Origin of the sequence: Escherichia sp. XD33, from assembly GCF_019375075.1 — a bacterium.
Classification (GTDB): Bacteria; Pseudomonadota; Gammaproteobacteria; order Enterobacterales; family Enterobacteriaceae; genus Enterobacter; species Enterobacter flexneri_A.
The window spans coordinates 123,991-150,733 of sequence record NZ_JAENDM010000006.1 but is presented as its reverse complement, the minus strand read 5'-3'; the positions used below and the strand labels follow the sequence as shown (position 1 = coordinate 150,733).

Sequence of the window (26,743 nt, the reverse complement as noted above, 5' to 3'; positions counted from 1 at the left end):
TGCCCCGGGCAGTCTACGTGTGCGTAGTGACGGGTCGGGGTGTCGTATTCAACGTGAGAAGTGTTGATGGTGATACCACGAGCTTTTTCTTCCGGCGCGTTATCGATCTGGTCGAATGCACGAGCAGCACCGCCGTAGGTTTTAGCCAGTACGGTGGTGATTGCAGCGGTCAGAGTAGTTTTACCGTGGTCAACGTGGCCGATAGTACCAACGTTAACGTGCGGTTTTGTACGTTCAAATTTTTCTTTAGACACGGCTATATTCCTTACTATAGTGCTCTCCCCTTCAGGAGAGAGCACGGGACTTTGGTATTAACCCTTAGGCTTATTTACCACGGGCTTCAATTACGGCCTGAGCAACGTTACTCGGCGCTTCATCATACTTCAGGAATTCCATAGTGTATGATGCACGACCTTTGGTCAGAGAACGCAGCTGAGTTGCGTATCCGAACATTTCAGACAGCGGTACTTCAGCGTGGATCTTAACGCCAGTAACTTCAGATTCCTGACCTTTGAGCATACCACGACGACGGCTCAAGTCACCGATAACGTCACCGGTGTTCTCTTCCGGAGTTTCTACTTCAACCTTCATGATCGGCTCAAGCAGAACTGGTTTCGCTTTCTTAAAGCCTTCTTTAAAGGCGATAGAAGCAGCCAGTTTAAACGCCAGTTCAGAGGAGTCAACGTCATGGTAAGAACCGAAGTGCAGACGAATACCCATGTCTACTACCGGGTAGCCTGCCAGCGGACCTGCTTTCAGCTGTTCCTGGATACCTTTATCAACGGCCGGGATGTATTCGCCAGGGATTACACCACCTTTAATGTCGTTGATGAACTCGTAGCCTTTCGGGTTTGAACCCGGCTCCAGCGGGTACATGTCGATAACAACATGACCATACTGACCACGACCACCAGACTGTTTCGCGTGTTTACCTTCAACATCGGTAACTTTCTGGCGGATAGTTTCACGGTAAGCAACCTGCGGTTTACCTACGTTCGCTTCAACGTTGAATTCACGCTTCATACGGTCAACGATGATGTCGAGGTGCAGTTCGCCCATACCCGCGATGATGGTCTGGTTAGATTCTTCGTCAGTCCATACACGGAAAGACGGGTCTTCTTTAGCCAGACGGCCCAGAGCCAGACCCATTTTTTCCTGGTCAGCTTTGGTTTTCGGTTCAACTGCGATGGAGATTACCGGCTCAGGGAATTCCATACGTTCCAGAATGATCGGCGCATCCGGGTCACACAGGGTGTCACCAGTGGTTACGTCTTTCAGACCGATAGCAGCAGCGATGTCGCCCGCGCGAACTTCTTTGATCTCTTCACGTTTGTTAGCGTGCATCTGAACGATACGACCGAAACGCTCACGTGCAGCTTTCACGGAGTTCAGTACGGTATCACCAGAGTTAACCACACCGGAGTAAACACGGAAGAAGGTCAGGTTACCAACAAACGGGTCGGTAGCGATTTTGAACGCCAGTGCAGAGAACGGCTCGTCATCACTTGCGTGACGTTCAGCCGGAGTGTCTTTACCGTCGTCCAGGATACCGTTGATCGCAGGTACGTCAACCGGGGATGGCAGGTAATCAATTACCGCATCCAGCATCGCCTGAACACCTTTGTTCTTGAACGCAGAACCACAGGTTACCAGGATGATTTCGTTGTTCAGAACGCGCTGACGCAGAGCACCTTTGATTTCTGCTTCAGTCAGTTCTTCACCACCCAGGTATTTTTCCATCAGCTCTTCAGAAGCTTCAGCTGCGGATTCGATCAGGTTCTGGTGCCATTCGTTAGCCAGTTCAACCATGTCTGCCGGGATATCTTCGTATTCGAAGGTTACGCCCTGGTCAGCGTCGTTCCAGTTGATAGCTTTCATTTTCACCAGGTCAACAACACCGGTGAAATGTTCTTCAGCACCAATCGCCAGCTGCAGCGGAACCGGGTTCGCGCCCAGACGGGTTTTGATCTGGTTAACAACTTTCAGGAAGTTCGCACCCATGCGGTCCATTTTGTTAACGAACGCAATGCGCGGAACTTTATATTTGTTTGCCTGACGCCATACGGTTTCAGACTGCGGCTGAACACCACCAACTGCGCAGTAAACCATTACCGCACCATCGAGAACACGCATGGAACGTTCTACTTCGATTGTGAAGTCAACGTGCCCCGGGGTGTCGATGATGTTGATGCGATGCGGCTCATACTGCTTAGCCATACCAGACCAGAATGCAGTAGTCGCAGCGGAAGTGATGGTAATACCACGTTCCTGCTCCTGCTCCATCCAGTCCATGGTTGCAGCGCCGTCATGAACTTCACCGATTTTATGGTTTACACCGGTGTAGAACAGAATACGTTCGGTAGTAGTGGTTTTACCGGCGTCGATGTGCGCACTGATACCGATGTTACGGTAGCGTGCGATGGGTGTTGTACGAGCCATTTGTTTCCTCGTTTATCTTTTAGGCGTTCAATTTAAGTAGCCCAAAGCGGGCTGCTTACTGGAAGCGCCCGCCTGGTGACTAAAACTCCGAAGGGATTACCAACGGTAGTGTGCGAACGCCTTGTTGGCTTCGGCCATACGGTGAACGTCTTCACGTTTCTTAACTGCAGTACCTTTGTTTTCTGCAGCATCAGAAAGTTCGTTCGCCAGGCGCAGAGCCATGGATTTATCACCGCGTTTACGAGCAGCTTCAACGATCCAACGCATTGCCAGAGCATTACGACGAACCGGACGGACTTCAACTGGTACCTGATAAGTAGAACCACCAACGCGGCGAGACTTAACTTCTACAGTCGGGCGCACGTTTTCGAGAGCTACTTCGAATGCTTCCAGTTCAGATTTACCAGAGCGCTGAGCCAGGGTCTCCAGCGCGCTGTATACGATAGATTCAGCAGTAGATTTTTTACCATCTACCATCAGGATATTTACAAATTTAGCCAGCAGTTCTGATCCGAACTTCGGATCCGGCAGAATTTTACGCTGACCAATGACGCGACGACGTGGCATGGAAATACTCCGTTGTTAATTCAGGATTGTCCAAAACTCTACGAGTTTAGTTTGACATTTAAGTTAAAACGTTTGGCCTTACTTAACGGAGAACCATTAAGCCTTAGGACGCTTCACGCCATACTTGGAACGAGCCTGCTTACGGTCTTTAACGCCGGAGCAGTCAAGCGCACCACGTACGGTGTGGTAACGAACACCCGGGAGGTCTTTAACACGACCGCCACGGATCAGGATCACGGAGTGCTCCTGCAGGTTGTGACCTTCACCACCGATGTAGGAAGTCACTTCGAAACCGTTAGTCAGACGAACACGGCATACTTTACGCAGCGCGGAGTTCGGTTTTTTAGGAGTGGTAGTATATACACGAGTACATACGCCACGTTTTTGCGGGCATGCTTCCAGCGCAGGCACGTTGCTTTTCGCAACTTTGCGAGCACGTGGTTTGCGTACCAGCTGGTTAACTGTTGCCATTAAATAGCTCCTGGTTTTAGCTTTTGCTTCGTAAACACGTAATAAAACGTCCTCACACAATATGAGGACGCCGAATTTTAGGGCGATGCCGAAAAGGTGTCAAGAAATATACAACGATCCCGCCATCACCAGGCCATCTGGCTGGGGTGCTTAACCGTAAGTCTGACGAAATCAGTATAGTCAATGAGAATGATGTCGTTCGAAATTTGACCAGTCAAACCGCGGGCAATAAGGTCTTCGTTCAGGGCATAGACCTTAATGGGGGCATTACGCAGACTTTCAAGGTAGCGGTTACCGTCAACTGCGGCAGTTACGCCATCTTGCAATAATAGCAGTTCGTCTCCTTCACTGAGCAGACGCAGCAGCGCAGCAAAATCCGTCAGCCAGGGTGAGCGATGTAATGTGTGCAGCATAAACGCCTCAAAACCTCAAAATAACATCGTAGTTGGCGAGTTCGCGGCGTAAGGCATCTGCTTCGAGCGGCGTGGCTTCGACAACAAAGGGTGTCTGCGGATCTAACCCGCGTTCGCGCAGTGAAGCCGCACAAACCCAGCACTGTTCAATGTCGTACAGACCCAACAATTTAAAAGTGGCAATGTAATCACGCGCCAGCACTGCATCGGGCTTTTGTCCTGGCAGCAGCTGAAAAACGCCATCAGCTATAAAGAAGACAGCCAGATCGTCAGTTAATGCGGAAGTTGCCAGTAAAGCATCTAAACCTTCCCGGCCTGCGGCTGTACCATGAGGTGCAGTAGAAAAAACAAACGCAATTCGTTTCATCAGAACTGTACCACCCTGTCACAGGTCAGCGAGGCTTCCGCCAGCGCCCCAAGTCCGCTTAAGGTAAATCCCTGCTGAAGGTTTGACGAAGCCAGCCCCAGTCTTCCGGCCTCCGTTTCATCAACAACGCCACGGCGTAATGCTGCCGCTACGCAGATATTCAGCGCCACACCATGTTGCGCATTCAGTTGTTGCCAGGCCCGTACGAGGTCAAATTCGTCACTTGCCGGAGAGGTCAATTGGTTAGCGTTATAGACCCCTTCCCGATAGAAAAAGACGCTGCTTAACTCATGGCCATCTGCTATCAGCGCCTGCGCAAACTGAAAAGCACTACTCGCCTGTTGCGTACCGTATGCTGGCCCGGTCACCACGATGGCAAAACGCATTACTTATCTTGCCCCTGGAAATCACCGCTCTTGAACTGGCGGATGTAGAGATAGACAGTGTGTTTGGAGATGTTCAGGCGGTCAGCAACCTGGTTGATCGCATCTTTAATATCGAAGATCCCTTTCTCGTAGAGATTCAGCACGATCTGACGATTTTTGGCGTTATTAGAAACATTGCGATCGGCATTCACTTCTTCGATGGTGAACTCCAGCGTTTGGGTAACCAGATCTTCAACAGAAGAGGCAAAGTTGACGCTTGAACCGACATCCGGGGTTTCTGGCGGCACAAAGGTGCTCATAATCTGCGAGAAGGGAACATCAAGATTCATATTGATGCACAGCAGACCAATTACACGCTGTTCGCGGTTACGAATCGCGATAGTCAGGGACTTCATTAATACGCCGCTTTTGGCGCGAGTAAAGTAGCATTTAGAAACGCTGCTATCCGCTCCCGTCATATCGTGCAGCATACGTAGCGCCAGGTCAGTAATTGGCGAACCAATCTTCCGGCCTGTATGTTCACCGTTAGCAATGCGAATGGCTGAACATTTTAGATCCTGCAAAGAGTGCAAAACGATTTCACAGTGGGAGCCAATAAGCATCGCTAACCCGTCCACCACCGCTTCGTAGGATTTCAGAATATCAAAATCGGTCTGGTCGAAAGGACGTTGATCCAGTAAATCCAACTCACTGGTTTCGTTGGTTAAAAGCGACCTGGACATGAAAAAAAACACTCCTTTTCAGGAGCCTGTCGTTAACTTTTCAGGGCAGGCTCATTAATGATGCGGGTAATTAAATTAATACAGCGGAGGTTCCGCTTTCCAGCACTAATTATATCCGGCCTGTAATAAAAAAACCGCCGCCTGGTCAGGCGGCGGTTCTTAATGCTTATTTTTTAGCAGAATCTGCGGCTTTCGCATCAGCTTCCGGCTTTGCATCAGCCTTCGGCGCTGGTTTCACATCCAGCAGCTCTACGTCAAACACCAGGGTAGAATTCGGTGGGATCCCCGGAACACCCGCTTTGCCGTAAGCCAGTTCTGGTGGAATAACCAGTTTGATCTTACCGCCTTTCTTGATGTTCTTCAGACCTTCTGTCCAACCCGGGATAACACCGTCCAGACGGAAAGAAAGCGGTTCACCACGGGTGTAAGAGTTGTCGAACTCTTTACCGTCGATCAGCGTACCTTTGTAGTTCACTACAACAGTATCGCTGTCTTTCGGTGCTTCGCCTTTACCGGCTTCTACTACCTGATAAACCAGACCAGTTGAAGAGGTTTTCACACCTTTCTCTTTGGCAAATTTCTCGCGGTACTCTTTACCTTTTGCTTCGTTATCAGCCGCGTCTTTTTCCATCTTCGCCTGAGCAGAAGACTTCACGCGAGCTTCGAATGCTTGCAGAGTCTGTTCGATCTCTTGGTCGGAGAGTTTGCTCTTATCAGCAAATGCATCCTGAACACCAGCGATCAGCTGATCTTTATCCAGTTTGATGCCCAGTTTTTCTTGTTCTTTTAGAGAGTTTTCCATGTAACGACCCAGCGAGGCACCCAGTGCATAAGCTGATTTCTGATCGTCATTTTTGAACGCTGCTTTGCTGTCAGCAGTTGTAGCAGGTTTTGCAGCTTCAGCAGCAAAAGTGATTGGTGCATGCAGGGCAACGGCCATTGTGGTCGCCAGCAGCGTTACTTTAAACAGTGATTTCATCCATATCTCCAGGATCGGGGCATCTCACCCCAGGGTTAACTATTATCAGAAGGGTACTATAAAGCGTTGTCGAACAAATCTACATACAGACACGCCCTATTATCATCTATTTTCAGACTCTTTTTGTTTAAATTAGTTTCGATGACCGCGAAATGAGTGCTGTCTCGGGCAGCAAAGTTAAGTAGAATCCGCGGCGACCATTCGACAAAAGAGGTGAATCATGCAGGATTTATCATTGGAAACACGCCTGGCAGAGCTGGAGAGCCGACTGGCTTTTCAGGAAATCACCATTGAAGAACTGAACGTCACGGTGACCGCTCATGAAATGGAGATGGCGAAACTGCGCGATCATCTGCGTCTGCTGACCGAGAAGTTAAAAGCCAGCCAGCCGTCGAACATCGCGTCGCAGGCTGAGGAAACGCCACCGCCACATTATTGAGGCGTAAAAAAAGCGGGGATTCCCCGCTTTTTTGTCACCTTTTCGGTATTAGTGGCAACCACAACCGCCGTTGCCTTTACCGCCACAGCAACCTTCGCCACCGTGTTCATGACCGTGATCGTGGCCATGACCGCCGCAGCAACCGTCGTGGTCGTGATCGTGGTGATGATCGTGCGCGCCGTGAACGTGACCATGAGCCAGTTCTTCTTCGGTCGCTTCACGAATCGCCACAACCTCAACGTTGAATTTCAGGTTCTGACCGGCCAGCATGTGGTTACCATCAACCACTACGTGATCGTCTTCAACCGCAGTGATTTCAACCGGTACCGGACCCTGGTCGGTTTCAGCCAGGAAACGCATACCTACCTGCAGTTCATCAACGCCCATAAATACGTCTTTAGGAACACGTTGCACCAGGTTTTCGTCGTACTGACCGTAAGCGTCGTTCGCGCCAACAGCGACATCAAATTTGTCGCCAACTTCATGACCTTCCAGCGCCGTTTCCAGGCCAGAGATCAGGGAACCGTGACCATGCAGGTAGTCCAGCGGCGCACTCACCGGAGACTCATCAACCAACACACCGTCTTCTGTACGTACCTGATAGGCCAGGCTGACCACCAGGTCTTTTGCTACTTTCATGATATCTCCTGAGCATGGGAAGAATAGTGGCGCAGATTGTAGCGGAATTCTGCAGCCGTGTACTCACTAGCTTAAAAAAACTCGGCGCATATCGCTAGTCCGGATGAAAAATCCCGATCACTTGCTCATCTTTGCGAACGTGATCGCGGGCTTCTTTGTCTGCTTCTCGCATCTGATGTCCGCACTTAACGCATTCAACAATATCAATATTATTTTCGCGCCACATCGCCATTGAATCCTGTGCCTGACAGGCCGGGCATTTTGCGCCCGCAATAAAACGTTTTCGGATTGCCATCTTTACCCTCTACTCAAATTCATCCCAGCCGTCCAGCTGGCGTCGTTCTTGTTGCATTTCACGCTGGAAAATCTCTTCCAGTTCGCGTCGGGCTTCCCTGGCGCGAGAAATTTGTACAGTATCGGCATGCATTGGGATGAGCTCTCGCAGCATCCGCATATCCAGGCGGCGAAAATGCAGTTGCGCCCGCTGCGCCTGATGCGGATGCATGCCAAGCGTGACCAGCGTCTTGCGCCCCAGCTCTAACGCACTGGAGAATGTTTCACGGGAAAACTGCGTCACCCCTGCCTGTAATAACTCATGCGCTTCCACACGTCCGCGCGCTCGCGCAAGAATATGCAAATGCGGAAAGTGCTGCTGGCATATTTCCACCAGCTTCATGGTGTCTTCCGGTTCGTTACAGGTGATCACGATAGACTCAGCGGCCTCTGCACCCGCAGAACGTAAAAGATCGACCTGCGTGGCGTCGCCGTAATAAACTTTGTAGCCGTATTTACGCATCAGGTTAACGGCGCTGATATCCCGCTCCAGCACGGTAATGCGCATTTTATTTGCCATCAGCAAACGACCAATCACCTGACCAAAACGCCCGAAGCCCACGACAATGACCTGGGGTTTATCATCGTTGACCCACGGTTTTTCGTCTTCTTCTTCCGGTCCGTTAAACTGGCGGGATAGCCATTTATCCACCAGCTTCATCAGCAACGGCGTGGTCATCATGGAAAGCGTCACCGTCACCAGCAACAGCGCCATCTGGTCGCCCTGGAATAAGCGTTGCGAAGAAGCGGTAGAAAAGAGGACAAAGGCAAACTCGCCGCCCTGACTCAACACGCCAGCAAACTGCATCCGCTCTGAGCTACGCACGCCATACAATCGCGCCAGCAGATACAACACGAGAATTTTCACCGCCACCAGCACAACCACGCTTATCACTACCCACAACAGATGGGTATAAAGCACCCCGAGATTGAGCGACATGCCGACAGAGATAAAGAACAAACCGAGCAGCAAGCCTTTGAAGGGATCGATAGCCGTTTCCAGTTCATGGCGATATTCACTTTCCGCCAGCAGCACGCCCGCAATAAACGTACCGAGCGCCATCGACAGCCCCAGCGCATCCATAAACAATGCGGAACCCAATACCAGCAGCAGCGTCGCGGCGGTGAACACTTCCCGCACGCCAGAAGCTGCAATAAAACGGAATACCGGACGCAATAAATAGCGCCCGCCAATCAGCATGCCGACAAACGCCAGCACCTTCATGCCGATCTTCATCCAGTCGAAATTTTCGTCTGCCGAACCCGCCAACAACGGCACTAACGCCAGTGCCGGGATCACCGCCAGATCCTGAAACAGCAGAACCGAAAAACCTAGCTGCCCGGATTCGCTGCGATTCATCCCTTTCTCACGCATCAATTGCAACGCCATTGCAGTTGAAGACATCGCAAGGCCAATGCCACCGACCACCGCCGCCTGCCAGGCGAAATCCGTCAGCATCAATAATCCCGCCAGCAACGCCGCGCTTAACAGCACCTGTGCCGCGCCTACGCCAAAAATCGAACGCCGCAGTTGCCAAAGCTTGGAGGGATTCAACTCAAGGCCGATGATAAACATCAGGAACACCACGCCGAGTTCCGAAAAGTGGAGGATCTCATCGACGTCGCTAATAAACCCCAGCCCCCACAGGCCAATTGCAATCCCTGCCAGCAAATATCCCAACACAGCGCCAATACCCAGCCGCGATGCCAACGGCACCGCAGCCACCGCCGCGAAGAGAAACAGCACTCCTGCAAGTAAAAAATCGGAACCTTCCATCAGCGGCCTCCTGGAGACAGCGGATTTGCCAGCCAGTCACCGTAGGCTCTGGCGTGGCTCGCCAGCTCCTGTGCGCTTTGCCGTCTCGCCCAGTAAATAATGATGGGACTTAACCAATGCATCCGGCACATGCCCGCCGCCAGTTCAAAGGGGCGCAGAACATCGCTCATCGGGTAGCGATTCAATGCGTCATAACGGTAAGCACTTTCCGGCTCGCCGGTGGTAATCACGCTACGCCAGTACTTTCCCGCCAGTTGGTTTCCTCCTGGCCCGCTGGCAAAACCACGGCTTAATACCCGGTCCAGCCACTCTTTCAGTAGCGCCGGGCAGCTATAGGTATAAAGAGGATGCTGAAAGACAATCACCTCGTGCTCGCGCAGTAATGCCTGCTCACGGGGGATATCAATAAAAAAATCGGGATAGTGCGCGTAAAGGTCGTGCACGGTAACATTGCTGAGCTGCGTAGCCGGTTTAAGCAGCACCCGGTTTGCCACCGAGTCCTGAGATTCCGGATGGGCATACAGCAGCAAAACTTTCGCTGGCTGAGACATCATCCCCCTCCCGGTATGGTTTTTGTGTATAGTCGCTGTTTTGGGCTACCATTGCGCCCGGTGCGGCAGCTCGCCCATACATTACATTACATTATCATAATGATAAGTTAACATAGTCTGAACATACGGCGCCTTATGATTGTTTTCTCCTCGTTACAAATTCGTCGCGGCGTGCGCGTCCTGCTGGATAATGCCACCGCCACCATCAACCCCGGGCAGAAAGTCGGCCTGGTGGGTAAAAACGGCTGTGGTAAATCTACCCTGCTGGCATTGCTGAAAAATGAAATCAGCGCCGACGGCGGCAGCTACACCTTTCCGGGAAGCTGGCAACTGGCGTGGGTGAATCAGGAAACGCCGGCGTTACCGCAAGCGGCGCTGGAATATGTCATTGACGGAGACCGTGAATATCGTCAACTGGAAGCGCAGCTACACGACGCCAACGAACGTAACGACGGGCACGCCATTGCGACCATTCATGGCAAGCTGGATGCTATTGACGCATGGAGTATTCGCTCCCGTGCCGCCAGCCTGCTGCACGGCCTCGGTTTCAGCAATGAACAACTGGAGCGCCCGGTAAGTGATTTCTCCGGTGGCTGGCGTATGCGTCTTAACCTTGCCCAGGCGCTGATTTGCCGTTCAGACTTGCTGCTGCTCGACGAACCGACTAACCACCTCGATCTCGATGCCGTTATCTGGCTGGAAAAATGGCTGAAGAGCTATCAGGGCACGCTGATCCTGATCTCTCACGACCGCGACTTCCTCGATCCGATCGTCGATAAAATTATTCATATCGAACAACAAAGCATGTTCGAGTACACCGGCAACTACAGTTCGTTTGAAGTACAGCGCGCCACCCGTCTGGCGCAGCAACAAGCGATGTACGAAAGCCAGCAGGAACGCGTAGCGCATCTGCAAAGTTATATCGACCGTTTCCGTGCCAAAGCCACCAAAGCGAAGCAGGCCCAGAGCCGCATTAAGATGCTCGAGCGTATGGAGCTGATTGCCCCCGCGCACGTCGACAACCCGTTCCGCTTTAGCTTCCGCGCGCCGGAAAGCCTGCCAAATCCGTTACTGAAGATGGAAAAAGTCAGCGCGGGCTATGGCGATCGCATTATTCTCGACTCGATTAAACTGAACCTGGTCCCCGGCTCGCGCATTGGTCTGCTAGGCCGCAACGGCGCAGGTAAATCGACATTAATCAAACTGTTAGCCGGTGAACTTGCGCCAGTCAGCGGTGAAATTGGTCTGGCGAAAGGGATCAAGCTCGGCTACTTCGCCCAGCATCAACTTGAATACTTGCGCGCCGACGAATCGCCTATTCAACATCTGGCACGTTTAGCGCCGCAGGAGCTGGAGCAAAAACTGCGTGACTACCTCGGCGGCTTTGGTTTCCAGGGCGATAAAGTAACCGAAGAAACGCGCCGCTTCTCCGGTGGGGAAAAAGCCCGCCTGGTACTGGCATTAATCGTCTGGCAGCGTCCGAATCTGCTGCTGCTCGACGAACCGACTAACCACCTTGACCTCGACATGCGTCAGGCACTCACCGAAGCATTAATCGAGTTCGAAGGCGCGCTGGTTGTCGTTTCGCACGACCGTCATTTGCTGCGTTCCACCACTGACGATCTCTACCTGGTTCACGATCGTAAAGTCGAACCGTTCGACGGCGATCTGGAAGATTATCAACAGTGGTTGAGCGACGTACAAAAGCAGGAAAACCAGGCCGACGAAGCGCCAAAAGAGAACGCGAACAGCGCCCAGGCACGTAAAGATCAGAAGCGTCGGGAAGCGGAGTTGCGTGCGCAAACCCAGCCACTGCGTAAAGAGATTGCCCGTCTGGAAAAAGAGATGGAGAAGCTGAACGCGCAACTGGCGCAGGCAGAAGAGAAACTCGGCGACAGCGAACTGTATGACCAGAGCCGTAAAGCGGAGTTGACCGCCTGCCTGCAACAGCAAGCCAGCGCCAAATCCGGCCTGGAAGAGTGCGAAATGGCATGGCTGGAAGCCCAGGAGCAGCTTGAGCAGATGTTGCTGGAAGGCCAAAGCAACTGATGGCGCAGATAACGACGACCGATGCCAATGAATTCAGCAGCAGTGCTGAATTCACCCCTATGCGCGGCTTTAGCAATTGTCATCTGCAAACCATGCTGCCGCGTCTGTTTCGTCGCAAGGTGAAATTCACCCCGTACTGGCAGCGGCTGGAGTTGCCCGACGGCGATTTTGTCGATCTCGCGTGGAGTGAAGCCCCAGCACAGGCGCGGCATAAACCGCGTTTAGTGGTATTTCACGGGCTGGAAGGCAGTCTCAATAGCCCTTACGCCCACGGTCTGGTTGAGGCGGCGCAAAAGCGCGGCTGGCTGGGCGTGGTGATGCATTTTCGCGGATGCAGCGGTGAACCAAACCGTATGCACCGCATTTACCATTCGGGCGAAACCGAAGACGCCAGTTGGTTTTTACGCTGGCTGCAACGCGAATTTGGTCATGCGCCAACGGCTGCCGTCGGCTATTCGCTCGGCGGTAATATGCTGGCCTGTTTGCTGGCAAAGGAAGGCAATGATCTCCCGGTTGATGCGGCGGTGATTGTCTCTGCGCCGTTTATGCTGGAAGCCTGTAGCTATCATATGGAAAAGGGCTTTTCCCGCGTTTATCAGCGTTACTTGCTGAACCTGTTAAAAGCCAATGCCGCGCGCAAGCTGGCAGCCTACCCCGGAACACTGCCGATTAATCTCGCGCAGTTAAAATCGGTACGTCGCATCCGTGAATTTGACGATCTCATCACCGCCAGAATTCACGGCTACGCTGACGCTATCGACTATTATCGTCAGTGTAGCGCCATGCCGATGCTGAACCGGATCGCCAAACCGACGCTGATTATTCACGCCAAAGACGATCCGTTTATGGATCATCAGGTGATCCCGAAACCGGAAAGTCTCCCCCCGCAGGTGGAGTATCAACTGACTGAACATGGCGGTCATGTTGGCTTTATTGGCGGTACATTACTTCATCCGCAAATGTGGCTGGAGTCACGCATTCCTGACTGGTTAACAACGTATCTGGAGGCGAAATCATGTTGATTCCGTGGCAAGACCTCTCCCCCGAAACGCTGGAAAATTTAATTGAAAGCTTTGTGTTACGTGAAGGCACCGATTATGGTGAACATGAGCGTACACTTGAACAGAAAGTCGCCGACGTCAAACGCCAGCTACAGTGCGGAGAAGCGGTGCTGGTATGGTCGGAGCTGCACGAAACGGTCAATATTATGCCGCGCAGTCAGTTTCGCGAATAACCTGCAACCGTCGGCGGACGAGATAATAATGATAGCTAAGTCATGGAGTTACTATGTCTGCCAAACATCCGGTCATTGCGGTAACAGGATCCAGCGGCGCGGGGACCACCACCACCAGCCTCGCGTTTCGTAAAATATTCGCGCAGTTAAATCTGCATGCAGCTGAGGTGGAAGGCGACAGTTTTCACCGTTACACCCGCCCGGAAATGGACATGGCGATCCGCAAAGCGCGCGACGCCGGGCGGCATATCAGCTACTTCGGCCCCGAGGCTAACGACTTCGGCCTGCTGGAACAAACCTTCATTGAATACGGTCAGAGCGGCAAAGGGAAATCTCGCAAATATCTGCATACCTACGACGAAGCCGTACCGTGGAATCAGGTACCGGGGACATTCACCCCCTGGCAACCTTTACCGGAACCCACTGATGTACTGTTTTATGAAGGTTTACACGGCGGCGTAGTCACGCCACAGCATAACGTTGCGCAGCATGTGGACTTACTGGTCGGCGTGGTGCCTATCGTTAACCTTGAGTGGATTCAAAAACTGATCCGCGACACCAGCGAGCGCGGGCACTCACGAGAAGCAGTGATGGACTCAGTAGTGCGTTCAATGGAAGACTATATCAACTACATCACACCGCAGTTTTCCCGCACCCATCTTAACTTCCAGCGCGTTCCCACCGTCGACACTTCAAACCCGTTCGCGGCAAAAGGTATCCCGTCGCTCGATGAAAGCTTTGTGGTGATCCATTTTCGTAATCTGGAAGGGATCGATTTCCCCTGGCTGCTGGCGATGTTGCAAGGCTCATTCATTTCCCACATCAATACGTTAGTGGTACCGGGCGGCAAAATGGGTCTGGCAATGGAATTAATTATGCTGCCGCTGGTGCAACGATTGATGGAAGGAAAGAAAATCGAGTAACTCTGCTATTACGCCGGATAAAATACTATCCGGCTTCACAACGGGATAGTTAAATCACGCGCCAACCACTTCATACGAGTGAGTAATATTCACCGCTTTTTCCAGCATCAACGCCACTGAACAATATTTCTCGGCAGAGAGATCAACCGCACGCGCAACCGCTGCGTCTTTCAGGTCGCGACCGGTGACGATAAAATGCAGATTAATGTGCGTAAACAGGCGTGGTGCCTCTTCGCGGCGTTCAGAGGTCAATTTTACTTCACAATCGACCACATCCTGACGCCCTTTTTGCAGGATCGAAACCACATCGATGGCACTGCAACCACCCGCCGCCATCAACACCATTTCCATCGGACTTGGTGCTTTATCGCCTGAGTTGCCGTCCATTAAAATCTGGTGACCAGAGGCAGATTCGCCCAGAAAAGTTAACCCTTCGACCCACTTCACTCGCGCTTGCATTTTTGCTACTCCACTGCGTCAATTTTCCTGACAGAGTACGCGTACTAACCAAATCGCGCAACGGAAGGCGACCTGGGTCATGCTGAAGCGAGACACCAGGAGACACAAAGCGAAAGCTATGCTAAAACAGTCAGGATGCTACAGTAATACATTGATGTACTGCATGTATGCAAAGGACGTCACATTACCGTGCAGTACAGTTGATAGCCCCTTCCCAGGTAGCGGGAAGCATATTTCGGCAATCCAGAGACAGCGGCGTTATCTGGCTCTGGAGAAAGCTTATAACAGAGGATAACCGCGCATGGTGCTTGGCAAACCGCAAACAGACCCGACTCTCGAATGGTTCTTGTCTCATTGCCACATTCATAAGTACCCATCCAAGAGCACGCTTATTCACCAGGGTGAAAAAGCGGAAACGCTGTACTACATCGTTAAAGGCTCTGTGGCAGTGCTGATCAAAGACGAAGAGGGTAAAGAAATGATCCTCTCCTATCTGAATCAGGGTGATTTTATTGGCGAACTGGGCCTGTTTGAAGAGGGCCAGGAACGTAGCGCATGGGTACGTGCGAAAACCGCCTGTGAAGTGGCTGAAATTTCGTACAAAAAATTTCGCCAATTGATTCAGGTAAACCCGGACATTCTGATGCGTTTGTCTGCACAGATGGCGCGTCGTCTGCAAGTCACTTCAGAGAAAGTGGGCAACCTGGCGTTCCTCGACGTGACGGGCCGCATTGCACAGACTCTGCTGAATCTGGCAAAACAACCAGACGCTATGACTCACCCGGACGGTATGCAAATCAAAATTACCCGTCAGGAAATTGGTCAGATTGTCGGCTGTTCTCGTGAAACCGTGGGACGCATTCTGAAGATGCTGGAAGATCAGAACCTGATCTCCGCACACGGTAAAACCATCGTCGTTTACGGCACTCGTTAATCCCGTCGGAGTGGCGCGTTACCTGGTAGCGCGCCATTTTGTTTCCCCCGATGTGGCGCAGACTGATTTATCACCCCGATATCAACTATGCACTTCGACAAACGCTGGTGCTATGTTTGCCCGTGGCCGTTGGGTTAATGCTTGGCGAATTACGATTCGGTCTGCTCTTCTCCCTCGTTCCTGCCTGTTGCAATATTGCGGGCCTTGATACGCCTCATAAACGTTTTTTCAAACGCTTAATCATTGGTGCGTCGCTGTTTGCCACCTGTAGCTTGCTGACACAGCTACTACTGGCAAAAGATGTTCCCCTGCCCTTTTTGCTGACCGGATTAACGCTGGTACTTGGCGTCACTGCTGAGCTGGGGCCATTGCACGCAAAATTGCTTCCTGCATCGCTGCTCGCCGCCATTTTTACCCTCAGTTTGGCGGGATACATGCCGGTCTGGGAACCGTTGCTCATCTATGCGTTGGGCACTCTCTGGTACGGATTGTTTAACTGGTTTTGGTTCTGGATCTGGCGCGAACAACCGCTGCGCGAGTCACTAAGTCTGCTGTACCGTGAACTGGCAGATTATTGTGAAGCCAAATACAGCCTGCTTACCCAGCACACCGACCCTGAAAAAGCGCTGCCGCCGCTGCTGGTGCGCCAGCAAAAAGCGGTCGATCTAATTACCCAGTGCTATCAGCAAATGCATATGCTTTCCGCGCAAAATAATACTGACTACAAGCGGATGCTGCGTATTTTCCAGGAGGCGCTGGATTTACAGGAACATATTTCGGTCAGTTTGCATCAGCCGGAAGAGGTGCAAAAGCTGGTCGAGCGTAGCCATGCGGAAGAAGTTATCCGCTGGAATGCGCAAACCGTCGCCGCTCGCCTGCGCGTGCTGGCTGATGACATTCTTTACCATCGCCTGCCAACGCGTTTTACGATGGAAAAGCAAATTGGCGCACTGGAAAAAATCGCCCGCCAGCATCCGGATAATCCGGTTGGGCAATTCTGCTACTGGCATTTCAGCCGCATCGCCCGCGTGCTGCGCACCCAAAAACCGCTCTATGCCCGTGACTTACTGGCCGATAAACAGCGGCGAATGCCATTACTTCCGGCGCTGAAAAGTTATCTGTCACTAAAGTCTCCGGCGCTACGCAATGCCGGACGACTCAGTGTGATGTTAAGCGTTGCCAGCCTGATGGGCACCGCGCTGCATCTGCCGAAGTCGTACTGGATCCTGATGACGGTATTGCTGGTGACACAAAATGGCTATGGCGCAACCCGTCTGAGGATTGTGAATCGCTCCGTGGGAACCGTGGTCGGGTTAATCATTGCGGGCGTGGCGCTGCACTTTAAAATTCCCGAAGGTTACACCCTGACGTTGATGCTGATTACCACCCTCGCCAGCTACCTGATATTGCGCAAAAACTACGGCTGGGCGACGGTCGGTTTTACTATTACCGCAGTGTATACCCTGCAACTATTGTGGTTGAACGGCGAGCAATACATCCTTCCGCGTCTTATCGATACCATTATTGGTTGTTTAATTGCTTTCGGCGGTACTGTCTGGCTGTGGCCGCAGTGGCAGAGCGGGTTATTGCGTAAAAACGCCCATGACGCTTTAGAAGCCTATCAGGAAGCGATTCGCTTGATTCTTAGCGAGGATCCGCAACCTACGCCACTGGCCTGGCAGCGAATGCGGGTAAATCAGGCACATAACACTCTGTATAACTCATTGAATCAGGCGATGCAGGAACCGGCGTTTAACAGCCATTATCTGGCAGATATGAAACTGTGGGTAACGCACAGCCAGTTTATTGTTGAGCATATTAATGCCATGACCACGCTGGCGCGGGAACACCGGGCATTGCCACCTGAACTGGCACAAGAGTATTTACAGTCTTGTGAAATCGCCATTCAGCGTTGTCAGCAGCGACTGGAGTATGACGAACCGGGTAGTTCTGGCGATGCCAATATCATGGATGCGCCGGAGATGCAGCCGCACGAAGGCGCGGCAGGTACGCTGGAGCAGCATTTACAGCGGGTTATTGGTCATCTGAACACCATGCACACCATTTCGTCGATGGCATGGCGTCAGCGACCGCATCACGGGATTTGGCTGAGTCGCAAGTTGCGGGATTCGAAGGCGTAATACAGGTTAAACCATCGGATAAGGCATTCACGCCGCATCCACATCTTTTGCCTGATGCGTCTTATTTACGCCCCAATCACCTTCGCCACCGCGTGGGCGAAACGTTGCATCCCTTCATCGATATCCGCATCTTCCACCACCAGCGACGGTGCAAAACGCATCACATCCGGTCCGGCATTCAGCACCATTACGCCAACCTCTGCACCCGCATACAGGAAATCACGCGCCCGACCTTTGTAGTGTGGTTTCAGCTCCGCGCCAATTAACAGCCCCATACCGCGAATATCGCTAAACACATCGTACTGCTGATCGATCTTCTGCAAATGGTCAACAAAACGCTGGCGTTTCGCCTGAATGCCTTCCAGCACTTCAGGGGTATTGATGATATCAAACGCCGCGCCCGCTACTGCACAGGCCAGAGGATTACCGCCGTAGGTGGAACCGTGAGAACCAGGATGAAACGCAGAAGCAATTTCCGCCGTGGTCAGCATGGCGCTAATCGGGAAGCCGCCGCCTAACGCTTTCGCAGAAGTCAGAATATCCGGCGTCACACCGTAGTACATGTAAGCAAACAAATCGCCAGTCCGCCCCATCCCGCACTGCACTTCATCAAACACCAATAATGCCTGATGTTGATCGCACAGCTCGCGCAAGCCCTGCAAAAACTCTGGCGTCGCTGCCGTCACACCGCCCTCGCCCTGGATCGGCTCAACCACCACCGCACAGGTGTGATCATCCATCACCGCTTTCACTGCATGGAGATCGTTAAAGGGAACGTGGATGATGTCTGCCGGTTTCGGCCCAAAGCCGTCGGAATATTTTGGCTGCCCACCCACCGAAACGGTAAACAGCGAGCGACCATGAAAAGCGTTATGGAAGGCAATAATTTTGGTTTTGAACGGGCTATGACGCACACAGGCGTAATGGCGTGCCAGTTTAAAGGCGGTTTCGTTAGCTTCCGTGCCGGAGTTCATAAACACCACGCGTTCGGCAAACGTCGCCTCAATCAGTTTGCGCCCAAGACGCAGCGCCGGTTCATTGGTGAAAACGTTACTGATATGCCACAGAGTTTCGCCCTGGGTTTTTAACGCGTTCACCAGCGCAGGATGGCAATGGCCCAACGCCGTAACTGCAATGCCACCCGCGAAATCGACATACTCCTTGCCTTGCTGATCCCAGATTCGGCTGCCCTGACCTTTTACCGGAATAAACTCTGCCGGAGCATAAATCGGCAGGATCACTTCATCGAAAGTCGCGCGTGTAATTGCTGTTTGTTCAATTGCCATCTCATGATCACCCTGTTACGCATAAACAAATGTGAAATTATAACCACAAAATATGCATAAAAAATCACTAAATGGCAATCAGAAATCAGCGATGCAGGAAATTAGCCAGCAGTTGATGTCCTTGTTCGCTAAGAATACTTTCTGGATGGAACTGCACACCTTCCAGATCCCACTGGCGATGGCGAATCCCCATAATCTCGCGGGTTTCGCTCCAGGCCGTCACGTCAAAGCACGCTGGTAATGAGTCAGGTTCCACCACCAGCGAATGGTAGCGTGTCACGGTAAGTGGATTTGCCAGCCCCCGAAATACGCCCTCACCGTTATGTGTAATCGGCGAGGTTTTGCCGTGCATGACCTTTGCGGCGCGCACAACTTTACCGCCAAATGCCTGCGCCATTGCCTGATGACCGAGGCAGACGCCAAGAATCGGCAAGCGCCCGGCATAGTGGCGAATAACGTCAAGGGAGATCCCGGCTTCATCTGGCGTACAGGGGCCAGGTGAGATGACAATTTTTTGTGGTTTAAGGGCGTCGATATCCGCCAGCGTCAACGCATCGTTGCGCTTAACCAGCACATCCGCCCCCAGTTCACAAAAGTACTGGTAGAGGTTCCAGGTAAAAGAATCGTAGTTATCTATAAGCAGGATCATGGCGGCTCCGGTACGAAAGAACCACGCTATTTTACTCAGATTCCCCGGCTTCGCTTACCACTTTGCTAAATATCATCTGCAGCGCGGTGAGATCCCCCATTGCCCCACTCTGATTTGCCTGATTCCAGGCTTCTTTTTCGATACCCTGCCAGCTCAGTTGATATCCGGCATGAATCGCCAGTTGCTCGAAGAAGATCCGCTGTGCCAGACCACTTCCCACCCGGAAGGGATGCAGCACGTTGATTTCACAATAGTAATGCGCCAGCCGCTCGACGAACTTCGCTTTCTCCAGGCCAACCAGATAACCTTCTTCCTCCAGATCCTGCATCAGGGCATTGCCCTCTTTTTCGATATAAGCAAAGTGGCAGAACGGCGTATCACCCTGATAAATATCAACTTCACGCAGTTGCCCCGCCCAGTCGAAAATATCCTGATACAGCTGGCGATGGATAGTGCGCAAATGCGGTAAACCGCGCACCAGCGGACCAAGCTCAATGGTCGCAGCACGCAGCGCCGTCATTTCGTAAGCGGCCTGTTCCAGCCGCTGCTGCTGGTGGATGTTCAGCCGGTTACGCATGATATCAAGGCCAGGATAAAGATACGGATCGCGCCCTTCGCCGAATTTATCGCTCATAGTGCCTCCTCAGCTCTTCAAGGCGCGCTAAAGCCTCTGCGGCAGTAAGAGTGACTAAAGGCATCTCGACGCCTTCAAGACGGCGACTGGCCTGGAAATTACGATTACGCTGAAGCTCCCAGAGACGGGACTTTTGCTTATCGGTGAGTTTCTTCACTTGATGCCTCCCTGAACGTGTCCATTTGCCACAAGTATAAGCGGCAAATCCGGGTTACGCCGGGAGAGCAGAAGCGCGGGCAAGATTGCCCGCGCGAAAAATCATTACGGCAGGACTTTAGCGGAAAGGATAACTACCGGTTTTGACGGCACATTCTGGTACGGACCAACGTCATGAGTCGGCACCTGGGAAATCTTATCGGCAACGTCCATGCCTTTCACCACTTTACCAAATACCGCGTAACCGAAATCACGCTGACCATGGTCAAGGAAGGCGTTATCGGCAACGTTGATAAAGAACTGGCTGGTGGCGCTGTCTTTGTCAGCGGTACGTGCCATCGCGATGGTGCCACGCGTGTTGCGCAGGCCGTTATCGGCTTCATTTTTGATTGGCGGGTTTGGTTTTTTCTGCTGCATCTGCTCGGTGAAACCGCCGCCCTGAATCATAAAGCCAGGAATGACGCGGTGAAAGGTAGTGTTGTTATAAAAACCGCTGTTCACATAATCGACAAAGTTTTGCACAGACACTGGCGCTTTTTGTTTATCCAGCTCCAGTTCGATGTTACCAGCTGAGGTTGTCAACAATACGTGCGGGTCCCCTTTCGCTGCCATTGCTGCGGGAGAAAGAGCAGAAAGAGCGAAAACAGCAGCCATCGCCGCCAGGGTCGATTTGAACATGAGATTTCCTTAACAAACAGAGCAGAAAAAAAGCAAGTGAAGAGATTCTAAATAGCCTTCAAGAACAAGGCCATCCCTTTACCTAATTTTACGTATCTGAAATATATGTAACCTGACGATCACTTTTTATTCCGTGATCAAAATCACCTCTTAAAATGCAATTTAGCAACCGATTGCAATAAAACATTTAAACAGATCACAAAATCACCTAAAATCGCCCGCTCGCGGCATATCCCGCTATGCCATTTTATTTTTGAACGCAGGCCAATCATGACTAACAGCAATCGCATCAAGCTCACATGGATTAGCTTTCTCTCCTACGCACTGACTGGTGCGTTGGTTATTGTCACCGGGATGGTGATGGGAAATATCGCCGATTATTTCAATCTGCCTGTTTCCAGTATGAGTAACACCTTCACCTTCCTCAACGCCGGCATTTTAATCTCTATCTTCCTCAACGCCTGGCTGATGGAAATCGTCCCGTTGAAAACGCAGTTACGTTTTGGCTTTCTCCTGATGGTGCTGGCGGTTGCCGGTTTGATGTTCAGCCACAGCCTGGCGCTGTTCTCGGCGGCGATGTTCATTCTCGGGGTGGTCAGCGGCATCACCATGTCGATTGGTACATTCCTGGTAACACAAATGTATGAAGGGCGTCAGCGCGGTTCCCGCCTGTTATTTACCGACTCCTTCTTCAGTATGGCTGGGATGATTTTCCCAATGATCGCCGCGTTTCTACTGGCGCGCAGCATTGAGTGGTACTGGGTTTATGCCTGCATCGGGCTGGTGTATGTCGCTATTTTTATTCTGACCTTCGGCTGTGAGTTCCCGGCGCTGGGCAAACATGCGCCAAAAACGGATGCTCCGGTAGAGAAAGAAAAGTGGGGGATCGGCGTACTGTTTCTCTCTGTTGCGGCGCTGTGCTACATCCTCGGTCAGTTAGGTTTTATCTCCTGGGTGCCTGAGTATGCCAAAGGCCTGGGCATGAGCCTGAACGACGCGGGCACGCTGGTGAGTAACTTCTGGATGTCATACATGGTCGGCATGTGGGCGTTCAGCTTTATTCTTCGCTTCTTTGATTTGCAACGCATTCTGACCGTACTGGCTGGTCTGGCTGCGATTCTGATGTACGTCTTTAACACCGGAACACCAGCACATATGGCGTGGTCAATTCTCGCTCTGGGCTTCTTCTCCAGCGCGATCTATACCACCATCATCACCCTGGGTTCACAGCAGACCAAAGTACCGTCGCCAAAACTGGTTAACTTTGTCCTGACCTGCGGAACCATCGGTACTATGTTGACCTTTGTGGTTACCGGCCCGATTGTTGAACATAGCGGTCCGCAGGCGGCACTGCTTACAGCAAACGGTCTGTACGCTGTCGTCTTTGTGATGTGCTTCCTGTTAGGTTTCGTCAGCCGTCACCGTCAGCATAACACCCTGACCTCTCATTAATTGCTAATGCCGGACGGCACTATCGTCGTCCGGCCTTTTCCTCTCTTCCCCCGCTACGTGCATCTATTTCTATAAACCCGTTCATTTTGTCTATTTTTTGCACAAACATGAAATATCAGACAATTCCGTGACTTAAGAAAATTTATACAAATCAGCAATATACCCCTTAAGGAGTATATAAAGGTGAATTTGATTTACATCAATAAGCGGGGTTGCTGAATCGTTAAGGTAGGCGGTAATAGAAAAGAAATCGAGGCAAAAATGAGCAAAGTCAGACTCGCAATTATCGGTAACGGTATGGTCGGCCATCGCTTTATCGAAGATCTTCTTGATAAATCTGATGCGGCCAACTTTGATATTACCGTTTTCTGTGAAGAACCGCGCATCGCTTATGACCGCGTACACCTCTCGTCTTACTTCTCTCACCACACCGCCGAAGAGCTGTCGCTGGTGCGCGAAGGCTTCTACGAGAAACACGGCATCAAAGTTCTGGTCGGCGAACGCGCTATCACCATCAACCGTCAGGAGAAGGTGATTCACTCCAGCGCCGGACGTACCGTTTTTTATGACAAGCTGATCATGGCAACCGGTTCCTACCCGTGGATCCCGCCAATCAAAGGTTCTGATACTCAGGACTGCTTTGTCTATCGCACCATTGAAGACCTCAACGCCATTGAATCCTGCGCCCGTCGCAGCAAACGCGGTGCCGTTGTTGGTGGCGGCCTGTTAGGTCTGGAAGCCGCTGGCGCGCTGAAAAACTTAGGTATTGAAACCCACGTTATCGAATTTGCCCCTATGCTGATGGCGGAACAGCTTGATCAGATGGGTGGCGAGCAGCTGCGTCGCAAAATCGAAAGTATGGGCGTGCGCGTTCACACCAGCAAAAACACCCTTGAGATTGTGCAGGAAGGTGTCGAAGCGCGTAAAACCATGCGTTTTGCCGACGGCAGCGAACTGGAAGTCGACTTTATCGTCTTCTCTACCGGTATCCGTCCGCGCGATAAGCTGGCAACCCAGTGTGGTCTGGACGTTGCTCCGCGTGGGGGGATTGTCATTAATGATTCCTGCCAGACTTCCGATCCGGATATCTACGCCATCGGTGAATGCGCAAGCTGGAACAACCGTGTATTTGGTCTGGTAGCACCTGGCTACAAAATGGCGCAGGTCGCCGTTGACCATATTCTCGGTAGCGAAAACGCCTTTGAAGGTGCTGACCTTAGCGCCAAGCTGAAACTGCTGGGCGTAGACGTAGGCGGTATTGGTGATGCGCACGGTCGCACGCCTGGCGCACGTAGCTACGTTTACCTCGACGAAAGTAAAGAGATCTACAAACGCCTGATTGTCAGCGAAGACAACAAAACCCTGCTCGGTGCGGTACTGGTGGGCGATACCAGCGACTACGGTAACCTGCTGCAACTGGTGCTGAACGCTATCGAACTGCCGGAAAACCCGGATTCCCTGATCCTGCCAGCACACTCGGGTAGCGGCAAGCCGTCTATCGGTGTTGATAAACTGCCGGACAGCGCGCAAATCTGCTCCTGCTTCGACGTCACCAAAGGTGATCTGATTGCTGCCATCAACAAAGGCTGCCACACAGTTGCGGCGCTGAAAGCTGAAACCAAAGCGGGTACTGGCTGCGGTGGCTGTATCCCGCTGGTCACTCAGGTACTGAACGCGGAACTGGCGAAACAGGGCATCGAAGTTAACAACAACCTGTGCGAACACTTTGCTTATTCGCGTCAGGAACTGTTCCATTTGATCCGCGTTGAAGGCATTAAAACCTTCGAAGAACTGCTGGCGAAACACGGCAAAGGCTACGGTTGTGAAGTTTGTAAACCAACCGTCGGTTCGCTGCTGGCCTCCTGCTGGAACGAATACATTCTGAAGCCGGAACATACTCCGCTGCAGGATTCTAACGACAACTTCCTCGCTAACATCCAGAAAGACGGCACCTACTCGGTGATCCCGCGTTCTCCGGGCGGTGAAATCACCCCGGAAGGGCTGATGGCGGTAGGTCGTATCGCGCGTGAATTTAATCTCTACACCAAGATCACTGGCTCCCAGCGTCTGGCGATGTTTGGCGCACAGAAAGACGATCTGCCGGAGATCTGGCGTCAGCTGATTGAAGCCGGCTTCGAAACCGGTCATGCCTATGCGAAAGCACTGCGTATGGCGAAAACCTGCGTGGGTAGCACCTGGTGCCGCTACGGCGTTGGCGACAGCGTCGGCCTCGGCGTGGAACTGGAAAACCGCTACAAAGGCATCCGTACGCCGCACAAAATGAAGTTCGGTGTCTCCGGCTGTACCCGTGAATGTTCAGAAGCTCAGGGTAAAGACGTGGGTATTATCGCCACTGAAAAAGGCTGGAACCTGTATGTTTGCGGTAACGGCGGCATGAAACCGCGTCATGCGGATCTGCTGGCGGCGGATATCGATCGCGAAACGCTGATCAAATATCTCGACCGCTTCATGATGTTCTACATCCGTACTGCCGACAAACTGACGCGTACCGCACCGTGGTTAGAAAACCTCGAAGGCGGCATCGATTACCTGAAAGCAGTGATCATTGACGACAAACTGGGGCTGAACGCACATCTGGAAGAAGAGATGGCGCGCCTGCGTGAAGCGGTACTGTGTGAGTGGACTGAAACGGTCAATACGCCGTCTGCGCAGACTCGCTTCAAACACTTCATCAACAGCGACAAGCGTGACCCGAACGTGCAGATGGTGCCAGAGCGCGAACAGCACCGTCCGGCAACGCCGTATGAACGTATCCCAGTAACTCTGGTGGAGGACAACGCATGAGCCAGTGGAAAGACATCTGCAAAATCGATGACATCCTGCCTGAAACCGGCGTCTGCGCGCTGTTAGGTGACGAGCAGGTCGCGATTTTCCGCCCGTATCACAGCGATCAGGTGTTTGCGATCAGCAACATCGACCCGTTCTTCGAGTCCAGCGTGCTGTCACGCGGACTGATTGCGGAACACCAGGGCGAGCTGTGGGTCGCCAGCCCGCTGAAAAAACAGCGTTTTCGCTTAAGCGACGGCTTGTGCATGGAAGACGAACAGTTTTCCGTCAAACATTACGAAGCGCGAGTGAAAGACGGCGTGGTGCAGCTGCGCGGTTAATGTTTTAACGGGAGGCGCAATGCCTCCCCTTTTTGCATGGTCCTGTAATAATCTTCGGTATATTGCAGGACATTTTTTAAACTTTTTGTTTTATTTTTTGTTTTTATTTTTTAAAGGATAATCAAATGTTTACAGACACTATTAATAAGTGTGCGGCTAACGCTGCGCGCATTGCACGCCTGTCGGCAAATAACCCGCTCGGCTTTTGGGTCAGCTCCGCCATGGCGGGCGCGTATGTGGGTCTTGGGATCATCCTGATTTTCACGCTCGGTAATTTGCTCGATCCATCCGTACGCCCTTTGGTGATGGGCGCGACCTTTGGTATCGCCTTAACGCTGGTGATTATCGCCGGTTCTGAACTGTTCACCGGACACACCATGTTCCTCACCTTTGGGGTAAAAGCGGGCAGCATCAGCCACGGGCAAATGTGGGCAATCCTGCCGCAAACCTGGCTGGGTAACCTGGTCGGTTCCGTCTTCGTTGCCATGCTCTATAGCTGGGGCGGCGGTAGCCTGCTGCCGGTAGATACCAGCATCGTTCACTCCGTCGCGCTGGCTAAAACCACTGCACCGGCAATGGTACTCTTCTTCAAAGGTGCATTGTGTAACTGGCTGGTTTGCCTGGCAATCTGGATGGCGCTGCGCACTGAAGGGGCGGCGAAATTTATCGCTATCTGGTGGTGTCTGCTGGCATTTATCGCGTCCGGCTACGAGCACTCTATCGCTAACATGACGCTGTTCGCGCTCTCCTGGTTCGGCAACCACAGCGAAGCCTACACGCTGGCGGGTATTGGTCATAACCTGCTGTGGGTGACGCTGGGTAATACTTTATCAGGTGCCGTATTCATGGGATTGGGTTATTGGTATGCTACGCCGAAAGCGAATCGTCCGGTTGCGGACAAATTTAATCAAACTGAAACGGCTGCCGGTTAATTACT

Annotated in this window: 30 protein-coding genes; 11 read left to right on the top strand and 19 right to left on the bottom strand. The window is 52.1% G+C overall.

Annotation, left to right across the window (positions count from 1 at the left end; genetic code table 11):
• The 9 genes from K0778_RS06205 to fkpA form a co-directional block, all read right to left on the bottom strand.
• Positions 1–254: GTP-binding protein (locus K0778_RS06205; protein ID WP_000031671.1), on the bottom strand; the 254-nt coding region annotated here is incomplete at its 3' end.
• A gap of 70 nt (positions 255–324) precedes the next feature.
• On the bottom strand, positions 325–2,439 hold the full coding sequence (gene fusA / locus K0778_RS06200) for an elongation factor G (protein WP_000124700.1): 2,115 nt from the start codon (positions 2,437–2,439) through the stop codon (positions 325–327).
• A gap of 96 nt (positions 2,440–2,535) precedes the next feature.
• Positions 2,536–3,006, bottom strand: coding sequence for a 30S ribosomal protein S7 (gene rpsG, locus K0778_RS06195; RefSeq protein ID WP_001138043.1), 471 nt, complete (start codon positions 3,004–3,006; stop codon positions 2,536–2,538).
• Positions 3,007–3,102: 96 nt separating this feature from the next.
• Positions 3,103–3,477 (bottom strand): 30S ribosomal protein S12, encoded by a 375-nt coding sequence (rpsL, locus tag K0778_RS06190; protein WP_000246815.1) that lies wholly within the window; start codon positions 3,475–3,477, stop codon positions 3,103–3,105.
• 125 nt (positions 3,478–3,602) lie between these two features.
• Complete coding sequence (tusB, locus tag K0778_RS06185; protein WP_000903373.1) at positions 3,603–3,890, bottom strand: sulfurtransferase complex subunit TusB; 288 nt, start codon at positions 3,888–3,890, stop codon at positions 3,603–3,605.
• Between the two features lie 7 nt (positions 3,891–3,897).
• A complete protein-coding gene (tusC, locus tag K0778_RS06180) occupies positions 3,898–4,257 on the bottom strand; it encodes a sulfurtransferase complex subunit TusC (RefSeq protein WP_000820714.1) in 360 nt (119 codons plus the stop codon).
• A complete protein-coding gene (tusD, locus tag K0778_RS06175) occupies positions 4,257–4,643 on the bottom strand; it encodes a sulfurtransferase complex subunit TusD (RefSeq protein WP_001209680.1) in 387 nt (128 codons plus the stop codon). The genes tusC and tusD overlap by 1 nt, the downstream gene beginning before the upstream one ends.
• Positions 4,643–5,365, bottom strand: a complete 723-nt coding sequence (locus tag K0778_RS06170; protein WP_000091466.1) for a transcriptional regulator — start codon at positions 5,363–5,365, stop codon at positions 4,643–4,645. The genes tusD and K0778_RS06170 overlap by 1 nt, the downstream gene beginning before the upstream one ends.
• 166 nt (positions 5,366–5,531) lie before the next feature.
• Complete coding sequence (fkpA, locus tag K0778_RS06165) at positions 5,532–6,344, bottom strand: FKBP-type peptidyl-prolyl cis-trans isomerase (RefSeq protein WP_000838261.1); 813 nt, start codon at positions 6,342–6,344, stop codon at positions 5,532–5,534.
• Positions 6,345–6,564: 220 nt separating this feature from the next.
• Here fkpA and K0778_RS06160 point away from each other — a divergent pair, with 220 nt between their 5' ends.
• A complete protein-coding gene (locus tag K0778_RS06160; RefSeq protein ID WP_001153619.1) occupies positions 6,565–6,783 on the top strand; it encodes a protein SlyX in 219 nt (72 codons plus the stop codon).
• A gap of 48 nt (positions 6,784–6,831) precedes the next feature.
• Here the strand turns inward: K0778_RS06160 and slyD are convergent, their stop codons facing one another.
• The 4 genes from slyD to kefG all read right to left on the bottom strand — a co-directional run bounded on the left by slyD (position 6,832) and on the right by kefG (position 10,083).
• The gene (slyD, locus tag K0778_RS06155) at positions 6,832–7,422 is read right to left on the bottom strand and encodes a peptidylprolyl isomerase (protein ID WP_000861334.1); all 591 of its coding nucleotides are present in this window, start codon (positions 7,420–7,422) and stop codon (positions 6,832–6,834) included.
• Between the two features lie 94 nt (positions 7,423–7,516).
• The gene (locus tag K0778_RS06150) at positions 7,517–7,717 is read right to left on the bottom strand and encodes a YheV family putative zinc ribbon protein (RefSeq protein WP_001007730.1); all 201 of its coding nucleotides are present in this window, start codon (positions 7,715–7,717) and stop codon (positions 7,517–7,519) included.
• A 9-nt stretch (positions 7,718–7,726) separates the two neighbouring features.
• Positions 7,727–9,532 carry a glutathione-regulated potassium-efflux system protein KefB gene (kefB, locus tag K0778_RS06145; protein WP_032083481.1) on the bottom strand — a complete coding sequence of 602 codons (1,806 nt, stop codon included), beginning with the start codon at positions 9,530–9,532 and terminating at the stop codon, positions 7,727–7,729.
• Positions 9,532–10,083 (bottom strand): glutathione-regulated potassium-efflux system ancillary protein KefG, encoded by a 552-nt coding sequence (gene kefG, locus K0778_RS06140; protein ID WP_001297514.1) that lies wholly within the window; start codon positions 10,081–10,083, stop codon positions 9,532–9,534. Before kefG ends, kefB begins: the two co-directional genes overlap by 1 nt.
• Positions 10,084–10,218: 135 nt before the next feature.
• On the opposite strand from kefG, the gene K0778_RS06135 reads away from it, so the two are divergent.
• The 4 genes from K0778_RS06135 to K0778_RS06120 are packed head-to-tail and all read left to right on the top strand — an operon-like array spanning position 10,219 to position 14,289.
• Entirely contained in the window at positions 10,219–12,132 is a 1,914-nt protein-coding gene (locus K0778_RS06135; RefSeq protein ID WP_000634789.1) for an ABC transporter ATP-binding protein, read from the top strand.
• Positions 12,132–13,154: a hydrolase gene (locus K0778_RS06130; protein ID WP_000057379.1), complete on the top strand. Its 1,023-nt coding sequence runs from the start codon at positions 12,132–12,134 to the stop codon at positions 13,152–13,154. Before K0778_RS06135 ends, K0778_RS06130 begins: the two co-directional genes overlap by 1 nt.
• On the top strand, positions 13,148–13,366 hold the full coding sequence (locus K0778_RS06125) for a YheU family protein (protein ID WP_000907085.1): 219 nt from the start codon (positions 13,148–13,150) through the stop codon (positions 13,364–13,366). Before K0778_RS06130 ends, K0778_RS06125 begins: the two co-directional genes overlap by 7 nt.
• A 53-nt stretch (positions 13,367–13,419) precedes the next feature.
• Positions 13,420–14,289: a phosphoribulokinase gene (locus K0778_RS06120; protein ID WP_001274680.1), complete on the top strand. Its 870-nt coding sequence runs from the start codon at positions 13,420–13,422 to the stop codon at positions 14,287–14,289.
• A gap of 54 nt (positions 14,290–14,343) precedes the next feature.
• Here the strand turns inward: K0778_RS06120 and K0778_RS06115 are convergent, their stop codons facing one another.
• A complete protein-coding gene (locus K0778_RS06115; RefSeq protein WP_001148910.1) occupies positions 14,344–14,748 on the bottom strand; it encodes an OsmC family protein in 405 nt (134 codons plus the stop codon).
• 301 nt (positions 14,749–15,049) lie between these two features.
• Between K0778_RS06115 and crp the strand changes: the two genes are divergently transcribed.
• Entirely contained in the window at positions 15,050–15,682 is a 633-nt protein-coding gene (crp, locus tag K0778_RS06110; RefSeq protein ID WP_000242755.1) for a cAMP-activated global transcriptional regulator CRP, read from the top strand.
• A 50-nt stretch (positions 15,683–15,732) separates the two neighbouring features.
• Positions 15,733–17,823: a YccS/YhfK family putative transporter gene (locus K0778_RS06105; protein ID WP_001295162.1), complete on the top strand. Its 2,091-nt coding sequence runs from the start codon at positions 15,733–15,735 to the stop codon at positions 17,821–17,823.
• Positions 17,824–17,888: 65 nt separating this feature from the next.
• Here the strand turns inward: K0778_RS06105 and argD are convergent, their stop codons facing one another.
• The 5 genes from argD to ppiA all read right to left on the bottom strand — a co-directional run bounded on the left by argD (position 17,889) and on the right by ppiA (position 21,226).
• Positions 17,889–19,109, bottom strand: a complete 1,221-nt coding sequence (argD, locus tag K0778_RS06100) for a bifunctional acetylornithine/succinyldiaminopimelate transaminase (RefSeq protein ID WP_001618902.1) — start codon at positions 19,107–19,109, stop codon at positions 17,889–17,891.
• Between the two features lie 85 nt (positions 19,110–19,194).
• Positions 19,195–19,758 carry an aminodeoxychorismate synthase component 2 gene (gene pabA / locus K0778_RS06095; RefSeq protein WP_000601847.1) on the bottom strand — a complete coding sequence of 188 codons (564 nt, stop codon included), beginning with the start codon at positions 19,756–19,758 and terminating at the stop codon, positions 19,195–19,197.
• Between the two features lie 31 nt (positions 19,759–19,789).
• Positions 19,790–20,392 carry a putative adenosine monophosphate-protein transferase Fic gene (locus tag K0778_RS06090; RefSeq protein WP_001280624.1) on the bottom strand — a complete coding sequence of 201 codons (603 nt, stop codon included), beginning with the start codon at positions 20,390–20,392 and terminating at the stop codon, positions 19,790–19,792.
• Entirely contained in the window at positions 20,382–20,549 is a 168-nt protein-coding gene (locus K0778_RS06085; protein ID WP_000736860.1) for a YhfG family protein, read from the bottom strand. Before K0778_RS06085 ends, K0778_RS06090 begins: the two co-directional genes overlap by 11 nt.
• Positions 20,550–20,653: 104 nt before the next feature.
• On the bottom strand, positions 20,654–21,226 hold the full coding sequence (gene ppiA, locus K0778_RS06080; protein WP_000477225.1) for a peptidylprolyl isomerase A: 573 nt from the start codon (positions 21,224–21,226) through the stop codon (positions 20,654–20,656).
• Between the two features lie 270 nt (positions 21,227–21,496).
• Here ppiA and tsgA point away from each other — a divergent pair, with 270 nt between their 5' ends.
• The 4 genes from tsgA (at position 21,497) to nirC (ending at position 26,738) form a co-directional block, all read left to right on the top strand.
• A complete protein-coding gene (tsgA, locus tag K0778_RS06075; protein WP_000185247.1) occupies positions 21,497–22,678 on the top strand; it encodes an MFS transporter TsgA in 1,182 nt (393 codons plus the stop codon).
• Positions 22,679–22,939: 261 nt separating this feature from the next.
• Entirely contained in the window at positions 22,940–25,483 is a 2,544-nt protein-coding gene (nirB, locus tag K0778_RS06070) for an NADPH-nitrite reductase large subunit (RefSeq protein WP_000049208.1), read from the top strand.
• Positions 25,480–25,806, top strand: a complete 327-nt coding sequence (nirD, locus tag K0778_RS06065; protein ID WP_000084764.1) for a nitrite reductase small subunit NirD — start codon at positions 25,480–25,482, stop codon at positions 25,804–25,806. Before nirB ends, nirD begins: the two co-directional genes overlap by 4 nt.
• A 125-nt stretch (positions 25,807–25,931) precedes the next feature.
• Entirely contained in the window at positions 25,932–26,738 is an 807-nt protein-coding gene (nirC, locus tag K0778_RS06060) for a nitrite transporter NirC (protein WP_000493556.1), read from the top strand.
• Positions 26,739–26,743 lie beyond the last annotated feature (5 nt).